Genomic DNA, 14,083 nt, shown 5'->3' with positions numbered 1-14,083 from the left:
GGGAGCTGGCAGACCTGCTAGGCACGGCACGTCTCAGATAGACCTGCTCGGCTATGATATTCACGAAGTCCGAAGGCCGGGATCCCCGCGATCCCGGCCTTTGTGCCGCGCTGACTGGTGGCCCACCCGTCCACGGGTGGGATTGCAGGATCTGGAATGCCGGTCCTTCATCTGAGCCAAGGCCCACCCGTCCACGGGTGGGATTGCATGTTACCTATGTCCGGGTTGTACAGTTCTCCGGGGGCGGCTGCTGCAGGGGCAGACCAGGAGGTCTGCCGCCCACATAGAATCCGTGGCAGTTTTCGGGGAGACGTTTCCAACGATTCATCCCAAGATTGGTGTTGACAGCGCGGGATCGCGGGGATCCCGGCTGGTGGCCCACCCGTCCACGGGTGGGATTGCATGTTATCTATGTCCGGGTTGTACAGTTCTCCGGGGGCGGCTGCTGCAGGGGCAGACCCGGAGGTCTGCGGCCCACATAGAATCCGTGGCAGTTTTTGGGGAGACGTTTCCAACGAGTCATCCCAAGATTGGTGTTGACAGCGCGGGATCGCGGGGATCCCGCGCTACGGCCGCCATACAATTCGACAATATGGAAGATGCCAGAATGGCGCACATGGCTGCCGCAATGGCAAGCGTGGCTGCCGTCATGGCGGTGTGTACTGCCAGTATGGCGGTCTTTTTCTGCCAGTGGCTGTGAGGCGAATATGCTATGTGTCTACTATCCATCGTGTTACGAGTTTTGGCACGCCGTTTGATTATAATCCAGGCGAATGACAAAAATAAACGAGACAAAAAGAAAAAGAACTGGATACACGGAGGTGTTAAAATGACTTACCTGGTAAACCCAAGCAGAATCTCGAAAGAGGTTGATCAGATGTTCAACCGGATGTTCACCCGCAACAATGTCGTTGACTGCGACGATTGCGCGGATTTTGTCCCAAGGGTCAACATCAAAGAAACCAAGGACAACGTTGTGCTGACTTTCGAATTGCCCGGTATGGACAAGAAAGACATCAACGTCACGGTCGAGCACAAGCTCCTTACGGTTCACGGTGAACGGAAGTTCGAATCGGCCGAGAACGAAAACGGCATCGTTCGTAACGAGATCGTTACCGGGTCTTTCAGCCGGTCGTTCACGCTGCCGGATTATGTCGACACTGAAAACGTCGCGGCCGACTACAAGAACGGATTGCTGACCGTCCAGCTCTCGCGCAAGGAAGAAACCAAGCCGAAACAGATCGATGTCAAGGTCAGCTAACAAGGTGGCAATGTCCGGCCTGAAGCCGGTAGCCCTTGAATGAAAAACCAGGAAGGCCGGTCGCCAACGACCGGCCTTTCTTACGGAAATAACGAGGTGAGAAAATGAATAAAATTATCGGAATAGATTTAGGAACGACCAACAGTGTCGTATCGGTGATCGAGGGTTCTCAGCCGAGCGTGATTGCCAATTCCGAAGGCGGTCGCACGACGCCGTCGGTGGTGGCGATCGACAAGAACGGCGAGCGGCTGGTGGGCACCGTGGCCAAGCGTCAGGCGGTAACCAACCCGCTCAACACGGTGTTTTCGATCAAACGTTTCATGGGGCGTAAGTTCGATGAGGTCTCCGAGGAGATCAAGAACTTCCCGTACAAGGTCAAGGCCAACAGCTCCGGTGAGCCGGTCGTGGTCATGGGAGACAAGGAGTATGCCCCGGCCCAGATATCGGCCATGATTCTGGGTAAGATGAAAAAGACCGCCGAGGAGTACCTTGGCGAAAAGGTCAAAAAGGCCGTGATTACGGTCCCGGCTTATTTTAACGACCGTCAGCGACAGGCCACCAAGGACGCCGGCAAGATTGCCGGGCTTGAGGTTGAGCGAATCATCAACGAACCGACCGCGGCGGCGCTGGCTTACGGTCTCGATAAAAAGAAGACCGGCAAGGTCGCGGTGTACGACCTCGGCGGCGGTACGTTCGATATCTCCATCCTGGACCTCCAGGACGGGGTGTTCGAGGTACTTTCCACCAACGGTGATACCCATCTGGGCGGTGACGATTTCGATAAGCGGATTATCGACTGGCTCGTTGACGAGTTCAAAAAATCCGACGGTATCGACCTGTCCAAAGACCCGATGGCGTTGCAGCGGCTCAAGGAAGCGGCCGAGAAGGCCAAGATCGAACTGAGTACGACCATGCAGACGGATATCAATCTGCCGTTCGTGACGGCCGATGCTTCCGGTCCGAAGCACTTGAACCTTAAGCTGACCCGTGCCAAGTACGAGCAGTTGGTCGACGACCTCCTGCAGCGAACCATGGACCCGCTCAAAAAAGCGCTCGACGACGCCGGACTCAAGATCAACCAGATGGATGATGTTATCCTGGTCGGCGGTATGACCCGTATGCCGAAGGTGCGTGAGATGGTCAAGAACTTCTTCGGAGTCGAGCCCAACAGCTCGGTCAATCCGGACGAGGTGGTGGCGATCGGTGCGGCCATTCAGGGCGGTGTTCTGACCGGCGATGTCAAGGACGTGCTGTTGCTCGACGTAACGCCGCTGTCGCTCGGCCTGGAGACGCTGGGCGGGGTGACGACGCGAATTATCGAGCGAAACACGACGATACCGACCAAGAAATCGCAGATATTCTCGACCGCATCCGACAACCAGCCGCAGGTGGATATCCACGTGCTGCAGGGTGAGCGTGAAATGGCGGTTGATAATAAGACGATTGGACGGTTTATTCTGGATGGGATCCCGCCGGCGCCGCGCGGCCTGCCGCAGATCGAGGTAACGTTCGATATCGACGCCAACGGCATCCTGAACGTCAGCGCGAAGGACATGGCCACCGGCAAGTCGCAGAATATCAGGATTGAGGCTTCCTCCGGACTGTCGCAGGCGGAGATCGACCGTATGGTCGAGGATGCCAAGAAACACGAGTCCGATGATAAGGAGAAGAAGAGCCGGATAGAAACGCGAAACCAGGCCGATGCCTCGCTGTTCCAGAGTGAGAAGCAGCTCAAGGAGTACGGCGACAAGCTGACTCCGGAGACGTGCTCGAAACTCGAAGCGGCCCAGGCGCGGGTAAAGGATGCTCTCGGCGGCGACAATGCCGAAGAAATCAGATCCGCGGCCGATGCGCTGAACCAGCTCTGGCAGAATGCCTCGGCTGAGATGTACCAGGCCGCCGGAGCGCAACAGGCAGGACCGACGCCGGGCGGGCAGCCGTCCGACAACGGCAATGCCGAAGCGAGCGGCAACGATGAGAATGTCGTGGACGCCGATTTCGAAGAAGTGAAGTAATGCTAAGGCACCGGTCCGAGCTGCCGGGACGGCAGCAGGATATAACAAAGAGACGGAGGCGGAGCGATTCTCCGCCTTCGTGGCTTTGTTGAAGCCCGCATGTGGTATAAACCGGTGAGGTTAATTCGATATATCCTGTCGGACGGTGACTCTGAAATAAACGAGGTGATGCTTTAGTGAGTGAAAACTACTATAAAACTCTTGGTGTGAGCGAGGATGCTTCTCAGGACGAGATTAAAAAGGCGTTTCGCACCCTGGCAAAGAAGTATCACCCTGATCGCAACAAGGGAGACAAGGCGGCGGAAAGCCGTTTCAAGGAGATATCCGAAGCGCACGAGACGCTGGCCGATCCGAAAAAGCGCGCAGAGTACGACACCATGCTCAAATACGGCGCCTTTGCCGGACAACCGGGCGGTTATCCTGGAGCGGGCAGAGGTCCGGGCAGCGATGATTTCTCGCAGTTCTTCCGCCAGGGACCCCAGGGACGGGGCGGTTTTCAGTCGTTCCGGTTCGGCGGAGGAGTAGACGGTCTCGGCGGGCTGGAGGATATTCTGTCGTCGTTTTTCGGCGGCGGAAGCGGAACCCCGTTTGGGAAAGCGCAGGCGGGTGGTTTCAGACGCCAACGACCGCGCCGAGGCGCCAATGCCAAAGCTGAATTGACGGTCACGTTCCGTGAAGCGATTGGCGGGACTAAAAGAGTGTTGGTGTTGCAGCCGGGAGACAGGAAAATCTCGGTTAAAATCCCGAAAGGAATCGAGAACGGCGGCAAGATTCGTCTGGCCGGACTCGGTGCTCCGGGACAGATGGGTGGCAACAACGGTGATTTGATAATAACGGTGAAGGTGATGACAGATCAACAGTTCGATCGTAAAGGAAACGACATTCACACTTCCGTGGAGGTGCCGTTCACGCGGGCGATCCTCGGCGGCAAGGTGGAGGTGAAGTCGCTGACCAAGACGGTGGCTTTGAACCTGAAGCCCGGCACACAGCCGGGAACGAAGATGCGGCTGAAAGGACTCGGGCTGGAACTTAACGGCAAGACCGGTGATCTGTTCGTGACGATTAATGTCACGCTGCCGACCTCGCTCTCCGACGAACAACGGGCGTTCCTGGAGAAGTGGGAGGGGTGAGGTTCTCGAATGAGAAGGTCCCACCCGAGGGGCGGGGCACCGCAGACCGTGGATGGGTGGCCCGAGGCTTGCTCGGATTTTCTGAAGATAGCTTGAGTAGGTCGAAACTCCTGTCCGCCGAAGGCGGATCGCGAAGCGAAGTTTCGACAATATATTGGGGACAGACGTGGACGTCTGCCGCCCACGGAATACGAAATGGCGCGGAGTGCCCGAAGAACGCGTTCCGCCGCAAAGCGACGGAACGAGAAGATATGGAGTCAAGGAGGGATAAGATATGAACCTTAACAAATGCACACAAAGATCGGTGGATGCGATAAACTACGCGCAGCAACTGGCGCAAAGTCAATCGCATCCGGAAATCACGCCGGTACATTTGCTGATCGCTCTGCTCAAGCAGGACGAAGGGCTGGTAGGACAACTGCTCAAGAAGCTGTCAGTCGATACCGTGGCCCTTGGCGATGAACTTGACGAAGCGATCAAGATGATGCCGCACCAGCAGGGGGGGCAGGTTTACGCCTCACGTGAGTTGAGTGACCTGTTCGTCAAAGCCGAAGCGGAACTCAACAACTTCAAGGACGAGTATGTTTCGGTCGAGCATCTGTTGTTGGCGATGCTCGAGGTAAAAAGCAAAGCTCGTGATCTGCTCAAACAACACGGCGTCAAGCGGGACGACCTGCTCCAGGCGTTAACGTCGATCCGTGGCCATTCACGGGTGACCGACGACAACCCGGAATCGAAGTACGCCGTACTGGAGCGTTACTCGCGCGATTTGACCAAAATGGCGCGGGAAGGCAAACTCGATCCGGTAATCGGCCGTGACGATGAAATCCGACGAGTGATCAAGATCCTCTCGCGTCGTACCAAGAACAATCCGGTGCTGATCGGTGAACCGGGTACCGGCAAGACAGCGGTGGTCGAAGGTTTGGCTCAGAAAATCGCCGCCGGTGAAGTCCCGGAGACGTTGAAGGATCGGCAGTTGGTGGCGCTCGATATCGGGGCGTTGATCGCCGGATCCAAGTTCCGAGGTGAATTCGAGGAACGACTCAAGGCGATTATCAAGGAAGTGGAACAGGCGAACGGTCGTATCGTGCTGTTTGTCGATGAAATGCACACGATCGTCGGCGCCGGCGCGGTGGGCGGTTCGCTCGATGCCTCGAACATGCTCAAACCGGCGCTGGCCCGAGGAGAACTTAGATTCGTCGGCGCTACTACGCTCGAAGAATACCGGCAGCATATCGAGAAGGATGCCGCTTTCGAACGACGGTTCGCGCCGGTAATGATCGAACCTCCCTCGGTCGAGGAGACGGTTTCGATCTTGCGAGGCCTTCGTGACCGCTATGAGGCGTTCCACGGGATCAAAATATCCGATGCCGCCATGGTGGCGGCCGCGCGGTTGTCCGACCGTTATATCGCCGACCGGTTTTTGCCGGATAAAGCGATCGATTTGATCGATGAGGCCGCGGCCGAGTTACGAATCTCTATTGACTCTATGCCCGAAGAGTTGGATGCGATCGAGAAGCGAATCCGGCAGCTCGAGGTTGAGAAGGAAGGGATCAGGCGTGAGAAAGATGCCCCGGAGCGGTTGAAACCGATCGAGGAAGAACTCTCCGAGTTATACGCGCAGCGTGATGATCTCTCGACCCAATGGAAGAAGGAAAAAGAGACGGTCGACACGATTCGTGAGATCAAGCTCGAAATTGAACAACTAAAACATCGTGCCGCCGATGCCGAACGCCGCGCCGACTATGAAGCGGCGGCCAAGTTGAAATACGGCGAGATTGCCGAGGCTGAGAAGAAATTACAGTTTCTCACACATTCGCTCGCAGCGATCCAGGAACACCGTAAGCTCCTCAAAGAGGAAGTCGATGATGAGGATGTCGCCGAGATCGTTTCGAAATGGACCGGAATCCCGGTGGCGCGTTTGACCGAGTCGGAACAACAGAAACTGCTTCGTCTCGAAGATGAATTGCACCGGCGGGTGATCGGACAGAACGAAGCGGTCGAAGCCGTGGCCAACGCCGTACGTCAGTCGCGGGCCGGTTTATCCGATCCGGCGCGACCAATAGGCTCGTTCATTTTTCTGGGACCGACCGGTGTCGGTAAAACCGAACTGGCGCGTGCCCTGGCGGAGTTTCTATACGGAACCGAGGATGCGATGATTCGGCTCGACATGTCCGAGTACATGGAAAAGCATTCGGTTTCGCGTCTGGTCGGGGCGCCCCCCGGTTATGTCGGTTACGATGAAGGGGGCCAGTTGACCGAGGCGGTGCGGCGGCGGCCTTATGCGGTCGTATTGCTCGATGAGATCGAGAAAGCGCATCCCGAGGTGTTCAATATCCTTCTGCAGGTGCTCGATGACGGTCGTTTGACGGACAACAAGGGGCGCACGGTTTCGTTCCGGAACGTGATCCTGATAATGACCTCGAACTTCGCCGGCGACTATATCCAGAACGAATCCCGTAACCTGGGTGAGTTCAACCGCGAGGTGGTTTACGAGAATATCAAGACCAACGTTATGGAGCGGTTGCGCCAGACATTGCGACCGGAGTTCCTGAACCGTATCGATGAAACGATCATTTTCTCATCGCTGACGCGCGATGAAATAAAACAGATCGTCAGTCTGCAATTGGTACGGCTGGAGCAACTGCTGGCGGATAAAAATGTCGAGCTGGAAGTCAGTGATGCGGCTCGGGATTATATCGCTGCTACGGGTTTCGATGAAACCTACGGAGCGCGTCCGATTAAGCGGTTCATTTCCAAGCACCTCTCGCAACAGGTGGCGAAGATGCTTTTGTCCGGCGAGTTGAAACCAGGACAGAAGCTCTTGATCGACGTTGCCGACGAGCAGTTGCGTATGACGGCCGAGTCGACTAATAACGACCAGCCGAAGGAAGAACCGGCCGGCTAAATCTATCCTCCTGATTGTTATCCATTAAAAAGCGGGTCGATGCTAAAAACACCGGCCCGCTTTCTGTTGTGCGCAAATGTCACAAAATAGCGTGCTGGGCTGAAAAGTGATTGCATGTTTGCTTTCATATTTGAGATACTTATAGAAACGCCTGACAAACGGCGAAGGGAAGGCTATCTCGGTGGACGAAACAAAGAGAGTGATCTATGATACGTCGGTTGCTATAGCCCGTGACCTGTACAAACTTGTGGGATCAGTGTCAACAGGTTTACTCGGCGCGGCTCTCCTGATTGTCACGAGCGAGCGCTGGACAAGTGATGCGGAATCCCTCTTGCCTGTTGGAGTCTCAGTGCTCTTGGCACTACTGGCAATACTCACGGTGGGTTGGACACAACTTCGAATAACGGCTTCCTGCAGGGCTGCCATCAAAGGAGATTGGGATGTCTCTGAGAGGATTGATGCTTCAACGAGAAAGGCTTCATGGATTGCTCTTGCTGCAATAGCCTTCTCAATGATTGCCCTTACATGGGGTGCCATCATTGGTCTGAACAGTCATTCAAGAAAGGAAAGTAATATGACTGACGAGAGAGTTGAAAACCGAGTGCAGGTAGATGTCATTGAGAAAGCGATACCCGTTTCTAGCCTTCGACCGGGCAGCGGTTCGGCGGATACGAGTGCCGCGGGGGGCCAAGCGCAGTCCTCCAGTTCGACTGCCGGATCGGGTGATGGGAAGTCTACGGGAACTGATCAAACCGGGAGTGCGTCGAAGGAAGGGAAATAGACGGGCGCTCGTAGGCTTCTGAGCCCGGTTCATGTGATTAGTGCCGGTTGTCGGCCCACTTGCGTTGATGCATACTCTTTAAGTAGCTGAGGTGGTCATTGTGGAGGCCCTTAGCTGCGTAGCCGGGGGACTTGTCTCCCCGGCGAGGGGCCGGTTCGTTTCATTCTATAAACATAGCTGATGCAGCGGGTCGGTGTTGATTCACCGGTCCGCTTTCTGCTTGCCCGATCCCCTGAGGAGGCGGTATTGTTGAAGCATGGATGAAATATCGAAGCACAACGAGAAAATCTGGTCGGAGTGGGTGGACAACCAATCGGAGTACACCCGACCGTGGATTGACCTTGATCCGGGCCTGGTGCGGGACTTTGCGGCCGGCAAGATCGACCCGATGCCCCGGCCCTACATGTATGCCTATCCGCAGTACGTCTTCTCGGACGTTTGTGGCAAGAAGGTGCTGTGTCTTGCTACCGGAGGCGGCCAGCAGTCGGCCGTGTTCGGACTGCTTGGTGCGGATGTGACGGTGGTGGACCTGACGGAGGGGCAGTTGTCCGGCGATCGCAAAGCGGCGGCCGCGTATGGCTTTCGGGTGACTACGATCAAGGCTGATATGCGGGACCTGTCGGCTCTGGCGGATGATTCGTTTGATCTAGTTTACCAGGCGATCTCAATCGTGTTTGTCCCGGACACGCGGCCGGTCTACCGGGAGGTGGCGCGAGTCCTGAAGCCGGGCGGGCTGTATCGAGTGGGGCACATGTTACCCAACACCTACGGCGCGCAGGAGACCGATTGGACCGGCGCGGGGTATTCGCTCAAAGGACGCTATCGGGGTGGTCCGGTCGAGGATGCCGACGCGCGCGAGTTCCGGCATCTGCTGCCGGATATTTTCACGGCGCTCGTCGAGGCCGGTTTCAGAATCAAATCGGTACATGAAGACCCACGGCATCTTCACCCTTTGGACGGAGCCGTGCCCGGCACCTGGGATCATATGTCGGGACAGATTGCCCAGTATTTCTGTATCGTGGCAGAGCGGGGCTGATCAGTTGTCGGCCAGCTTGCGGTTGCGCATGACCTTGAAATAGCCGATGCATTCGTTGTAGAGCGCCTCGGCCATGAAACGGGGGAGGCCGTTTTCTGAAATGATCAATTCGAAAATGAGAATCTCGCTGCCGCCGTTATAATACGACAACTCCACCGTTGGAATGAACCGGCCGGGTTCGGTTATGAAAAAGGTCGGGACTGATTCACCGGCGAAGTTAAGGACGGAATCGACCGGATGAATAATCAGGTCATCACCGTAGAAATCGCGCAAACCAACGGTGTCGGCTGTCAATATCTCTCCAAAAGGAAGTTCTCCGAGGGTGTAGATCGTTACCGCGATAATTGTGGAGGCCTCGAGGTAATCTTCACCTTCGGGAATGAAAGCCAGCGAATAACCATCGACGGCGATTTCATCGGTTACCAATTTGAAATTAGCCGGGGGAGGTATCAAGTAGGTCTGTTTGGCTCCTTCATATACGGCCGTGCTGCTGTCCAGGACATAACCCGGTTCCACCTCGGCAGCGTACGTATTTACGGCCCAAAGGATAAGTAATAACAAAAGCAGGGGCAGTAGTTTAACTCTTTTATTGACTTTAAGCATTGGCTATATTATCGGCTTAAAAGTTTGGGCGATAAAGCCGGTTTAACAGTTTGTATATATTTCGACCGGCTTGCCTATTAAAAGTCTGTTTAGGAATCGTTTAGCGACCTGGTCAACTCCCAGGAAAGGACTTACACGATGTACAAAGAGGTCGATTCGGTGTTGAAGGCAGGCGCTTTATTACTTCTTATTTCTTTCATGACAATTTCTTCGGCTTTCTCACAGGTTGATAGCAGCGATTCCCGACGGGCCGGCGATTGGGCGCTTCAATTTCAACTGGCCGACGATTTCGACATACAGTCCTTTCAGGGGACGACTATTTCTCTCAAGAAATTCCACGGGATAAATCAGGCAACGCGACTAGGCTTGACGCTGAGCGGCCGTTATCTCGATTCAGACGGAGTTACGGTCGAGGATGATACTCTGACCGCAACCGGCACCAATGAATCCAATAACTTCGAGATCGGTCTGCGACTTCAGCGGCTCTGGTATCGTTCGACCGCAGATGTAACCAGTTTCTACTTCGGACTCGGTCCGGACATAAGTTTTTATCGCAGCAAGACCAACAGTGTTACCGTTAACTCGGATGGTCGTATTCGCGATTCCAGGAATCTGGTGCGTCGCTGGGGAATGGGGGCTTCGATGGTTGCCGGGGTTGAATGGTTCGTGCATCGAGCGGTGAGCATTTCAGCTGAGTATAATCTGCTGGCTCTTTACAGTCATGAGAAGCAGGAAACCGATTACACTATTTACGGCGATGACGGTTCGGTGCAGGATATCTCCGAAAGCGACAGCAGCAGCGACAGCTTCACGCTTGACAACGCCGAGGCCCTTATAGGTCTTTCGTTTTTCTTCTGAGCTTGTGCACGGTGTGGAGGGGATCTCATGCCAGGCGAAGCTAAGGCACTCTATTGCATAGCCGGAGGGCCTGTCTTCCCGGTGATCAGGCCCATGCAGAGGTTTTTCAACACCCCCAAAGGGGGTGTTGAAAAAACTCCATCGCGGCGGAGACAAGCCCCGCCGCTACGCGTTAAAGAGCCATATAACCTCGCGTAGCGGGCGGCCTTGTGTCGCCCGCATTACAAACGTGTTTTGCTGAACATCCGCGCGTACGGCTTTTTCAACATTCCCCAAGCACCGATCTACAGCTAACGCAAGGGAGGACGCAGAGCGTCCAAACATTACGTGCGGCCGCAGAACGACCGCACGAGAATGTCAGGTCTCTCCGCCGGGTGACTCCATAACCGGCATTTCTATACAACAATTCATGGGACAGAATCGACAGCAGCGGATTCGAAGATGGACCTGCCCTTGTATATCGGGGTGAATGAGGTGCCTGTAGGGCTCGCATTCCAAGAGATCGCATCCGGACATTTTATCTCCTAAATGCTTGTCTTGAGACGTCCGGGAACGTATAATGAATAATTGCGTCACATGACGTATTCGGATTGACAGCCACTTTTTGAGCACTAACCACATAAGCTACGAGGTTTCGTATGGCAGGTATTGTCGGATACGGCGCCCATTTACCCCGCCACCGCATCAAGGTCGAAGAGATCGCCAAGGTGTGGGGTGCGGACGCTCCGAGTTACAAGAAAGGCCTGATGCTTCGCGAAAAATCGGTTCCTCCGCCCGACATGGATACGATCACATTGTCGGTCGAAGCAGCCCGTCGCGCTCTGATTAGAGCCCAGAACGTTGACCCCAAAGATATCGGCGCTATTTATATCGGCTCCGAATCACATCCGTACGCGGTTAAGCCCTCCGGCACGACAGTGGCCGAGGCTATCGGCGCTACTCCCGACATTCACTGTGCCGATTTCGAATTTGCCTGCAAGGCCGGTTCCGAAGCGATGTTCGTGGCGTTGTCGCATATCGACTCCGGTGCTATGCCGTATGCGCTGGCTATTGCCGGTGATACTTCACAGGGTGCTCCCTCGGACGCCCTGGAATTCTCGGCGGCTGCCGGAGCCGCGGCCTTCATTATGGGCAAGGAGAATCTCATCGCGGAATGCCTGTATACTCATTCATGGATGAATGATGTCCCTGATTTCTGGCGTCGTGAGCATGAGTTCTATCCGCAACATGCCGGTCGTTTCACCGGTGAACCGGCTTATTTCAGGACTACTATGGGCGCTTCCGAAGCGATCCTCAAGAAAGCCGGGATGAAGCCCTCCGATTTCAAATATGCCATTTTCCACCAGCCGAACGGGAAGTTCCCGCAGCGCGTCTCGCGTATGCTGGGATTTACCCAGGAGCAAATCGATCCGGGCTGGCTTGCTCCGAGATTAGGCAACACCTACTCCGGCGCTTCCCCGATCGGTTTGACGGCGACTCTCGATGTCTCCGAGCCGGGCGATCTGATCTTCATGTGTTCCTACGGCAGCGGCGCCGGTTCCGATGCTTTCGTCTGGAAGGTGACCGAGCGCATCAACGAAGTGCGCGATCTGACCATACGAACGCACAAACTGTTGGACGAAAACCTGACTTACGTCGACTATGGCACTTATGCCAAGTTCCGGCGGAAGATCAAAAAGAACTACTGAGGAGGTGATCGCACGATGAGAGATGTTTGTTGTGTTGGCGTCGGCATGAGCAAATGGGGCGAGGTCTGGGAACGGAGCTTGCGCCAGTTGTTCGTAGATGCCGCAACCGCCGCTATCAAGGACTCCGGCGTGGATCACCTGGATTCACTTCACGTCGGTTGTATGTCCGGTGGCATGTTCATCGGGCAGGAACATATCGGTGCTTTGTGCGCCGACTATCTCGGCATGCGCGGTCTTCCCGCAACGCACGTGGAATCAGCCTGCGCTTCGGGCGGTATTGCCGTACGGCAGGGCTATATTGAAGTCGCTGCCGGTGTCGCCGATATCGTCATGGCGGCCGGAGTCGAAAAAATGACCGACTGCTCCGGCGATGATGCCACCGCCGCGCTGGCCGGCGCCGCCGATAAGGAATACGAGGTATTCCACGGCGCGACTTTCCCCGGTTTGTACGCTATGATGGCGCACGCCCATATGCACAAATACGGAACCACCCCGGAAATGCTTGCGACCGTGTCGTCCAAGAATCACGAAAACGGTTCGATGAATCCGGTAGCGCAGTATCCGTTCAAGGTCTCGGTCGATCAGGTGTTGAGTTCGGTAATGATTGCCGATCCGCTGCATATACTCGACTGTTCGCCGATCACCGACGGCGCTTCAGCGATTATTCTCACCACTGAGGAGATTGCCAAAAAACTCGGCAAGCCATATACAAAGATAACCGGGTCCGGGCTTGCGACCGATGCTATCCAGCTTGCCGATCGTACCGATCTGGCCTCGATTCCATCCGCTGCTCTGGCGCTGGAGCGGGCTTTGAAAATGGCCGGAAAGAAACTCAGTGATATTGATTTCGCCGAACTTCACGACTGTTTCACGATCGCTGAGATCATTATCATGGAAGAGATCGGTCTTTATGAACGCGGTAAGGCCGGTCCGGCCGTGCTGGCGGGGGAGACACGACTCGATGGCAAGTTCCCGATCAATACGTCCGGCGGTCTCAAGGCCAAGGGACATCCGGTCGGTGCGACCGGGGTGGCTCAAATGGTTGAGTTGCACAAACAGCTACTGGGGCTGGCTGAGAATGGCCGCCAGCTCAAAACCTCCCCGAAGGTGGGTATGGCTCAGAATATGGGCGGTACCGGGGCTTCATCGGCAGTCCATATCATGGAGGTGGCGTAATGAGTATGTTCAGCGCACGTAACTGGCGGGAGTATCCTCAACGCTATCGTATGGAGGCTTCCAAGTTCAAGAAGAGCGGCAAGACCTATTTCCCGCCGCGCGACATCGATCCGGAAACGGGCGACACCGAATATGAAATCGTGCGTTTACCCGATACCGGCAAGCTGGTGACCTATACCGTTATCCGCGTAGCTCCCAATATGTGGGGCGACGAGGGGCCGTACGCCCTCGGTATTGCCGAGCTGGCCGACGGCACTCGGGTGATGGCTCAGATCACTGATTGTAATATCGATGATGTCAAGATCGGTATGGAGATACGGGTGGAGTTCCGCCGTATCCAGACCGAGGGGCATTCCGGTGTGTTGAGCTACGGCTACAAGTTCACACCGAAATGGTTCTAGTAGGTCCGTATATTCTTATTTCTTCGTAGGTCAGGTTCCTTGGAGCCTGACAATGAATTCGATCAATTCTCAGGCCGGGATCTTTGCGATCCCGGCCTTTGTGTTGGGATAAAACGTGTGGGGGAAGGGACCTGTCAGGTCAGGTTGCTTGCAACCTGACAAAAGGAAAAACGCAGAGCATCCAATCATCTCGCAACGACGCAGAGCATCGGCGCGAGGAAATAGG

Annotated in this window: 11 protein-coding genes; 10 read left to right on the top strand and 1 reads right to left on the bottom strand. The window is 55.4% G+C overall.

Annotated elements, in window-relative coordinates; translation table 11 throughout:
- Positions 1-829 precede the first annotated feature (829 nt).
- The 6 genes from PLF13_06835 (at position 830) to PLF13_06810 (ending at position 9,131) form a co-directional block, all read left to right on the top strand.
- Positions 830-1,261 carry an Hsp20/alpha crystallin family protein gene (locus PLF13_06835; protein HOP06991.1) on the top strand — a complete coding sequence of 144 codons (432 nt, stop codon included), beginning with the start codon at positions 830-832 and terminating at the stop codon, positions 1,259-1,261.
- Between the two features lie 104 nt (positions 1,262-1,365).
- Positions 1,366-3,276, top strand: a complete 1,911-nt coding sequence (dnaK, locus tag PLF13_06830; GenBank protein HOP06990.1) for a molecular chaperone DnaK — start codon at positions 1,366-1,368, stop codon at positions 3,274-3,276.
- Positions 3,277-3,452: 176 nt separating this feature from the next.
- Positions 3,453-4,406 (top strand): J domain-containing protein, encoded by a 954-nt coding sequence (locus PLF13_06825; GenBank protein ID HOP06989.1) that lies wholly within the window; start codon positions 3,453-3,455, stop codon positions 4,404-4,406.
- A 274-nt stretch (positions 4,407-4,680) separates the two neighbouring features.
- Entirely contained in the window at positions 4,681-7,314 is a 2,634-nt protein-coding gene (clpB, locus tag PLF13_06820; protein HOP06988.1) for an ATP-dependent chaperone ClpB, read from the top strand.
- Between the two features lie 181 nt (positions 7,315-7,495).
- A complete protein-coding gene (locus PLF13_06815) occupies positions 7,496-8,095 on the top strand; it encodes a hypothetical protein (protein ID HOP06987.1) in 600 nt (199 codons plus the stop codon).
- A 256-nt stretch (positions 8,096-8,351) separates the two neighbouring features.
- The gene (locus PLF13_06810) at positions 8,352-9,131 is read left to right on the top strand and encodes a class I SAM-dependent methyltransferase (protein HOP06986.1); all 780 of its coding nucleotides are present in this window, start codon (positions 8,352-8,354) and stop codon (positions 9,129-9,131) included.
- Here the strand turns inward: PLF13_06810 and PLF13_06805 are convergent, their stop codons facing one another.
- Complete coding sequence (locus tag PLF13_06805) at positions 9,132-9,734, bottom strand: hypothetical protein (GenBank protein ID HOP06985.1); 603 nt, start codon at positions 9,732-9,734, stop codon at positions 9,132-9,134.
- A gap of 138 nt (positions 9,735-9,872) precedes the next feature.
- Between PLF13_06805 and PLF13_06800 the strand changes: the two genes are divergently transcribed.
- The 4 genes from PLF13_06800 (at position 9,873) to PLF13_06785 (ending at position 13,857) form a co-directional block, all read left to right on the top strand.
- Complete coding sequence (locus PLF13_06800; protein HOP06984.1) at positions 9,873-10,592, top strand: hypothetical protein; 720 nt, start codon at positions 9,873-9,875, stop codon at positions 10,590-10,592.
- A 638-nt stretch (positions 10,593-11,230) separates the two neighbouring features.
- The gene (locus PLF13_06795; protein ID HOP06983.1) at positions 11,231-12,280 is read left to right on the top strand and encodes a hydroxymethylglutaryl-CoA synthase; all 1,050 of its coding nucleotides are present in this window, start codon (positions 11,231-11,233) and stop codon (positions 12,278-12,280) included.
- Between the two features lie 15 nt (positions 12,281-12,295).
- Complete coding sequence (locus PLF13_06790) at positions 12,296-13,456, top strand: thiolase domain-containing protein (protein ID HOP06982.1); 1,161 nt, start codon at positions 12,296-12,298, stop codon at positions 13,454-13,456.
- Positions 13,456-13,857 (top strand): Zn-ribbon domain-containing OB-fold protein, encoded by a 402-nt coding sequence (locus PLF13_06785; GenBank protein HOP06981.1) that lies wholly within the window; start codon positions 13,456-13,458, stop codon positions 13,855-13,857. The genes PLF13_06790 and PLF13_06785 overlap by 1 nt, the downstream gene beginning before the upstream one ends.
- Positions 13,858-14,083 lie beyond the last annotated feature (226 nt).

This window comes from Candidatus Zixiibacteriota bacterium (assembly GCA_035380245.1).
Taxonomy (GTDB): Bacteria; Zixibacteria; MSB-5A5; order GN15; family FEB-12; genus DAOSXA01.
Note: the sequence above shows the minus strand (reverse complement) of the source record. Positions and strands in the feature narration are given on the sequence as shown.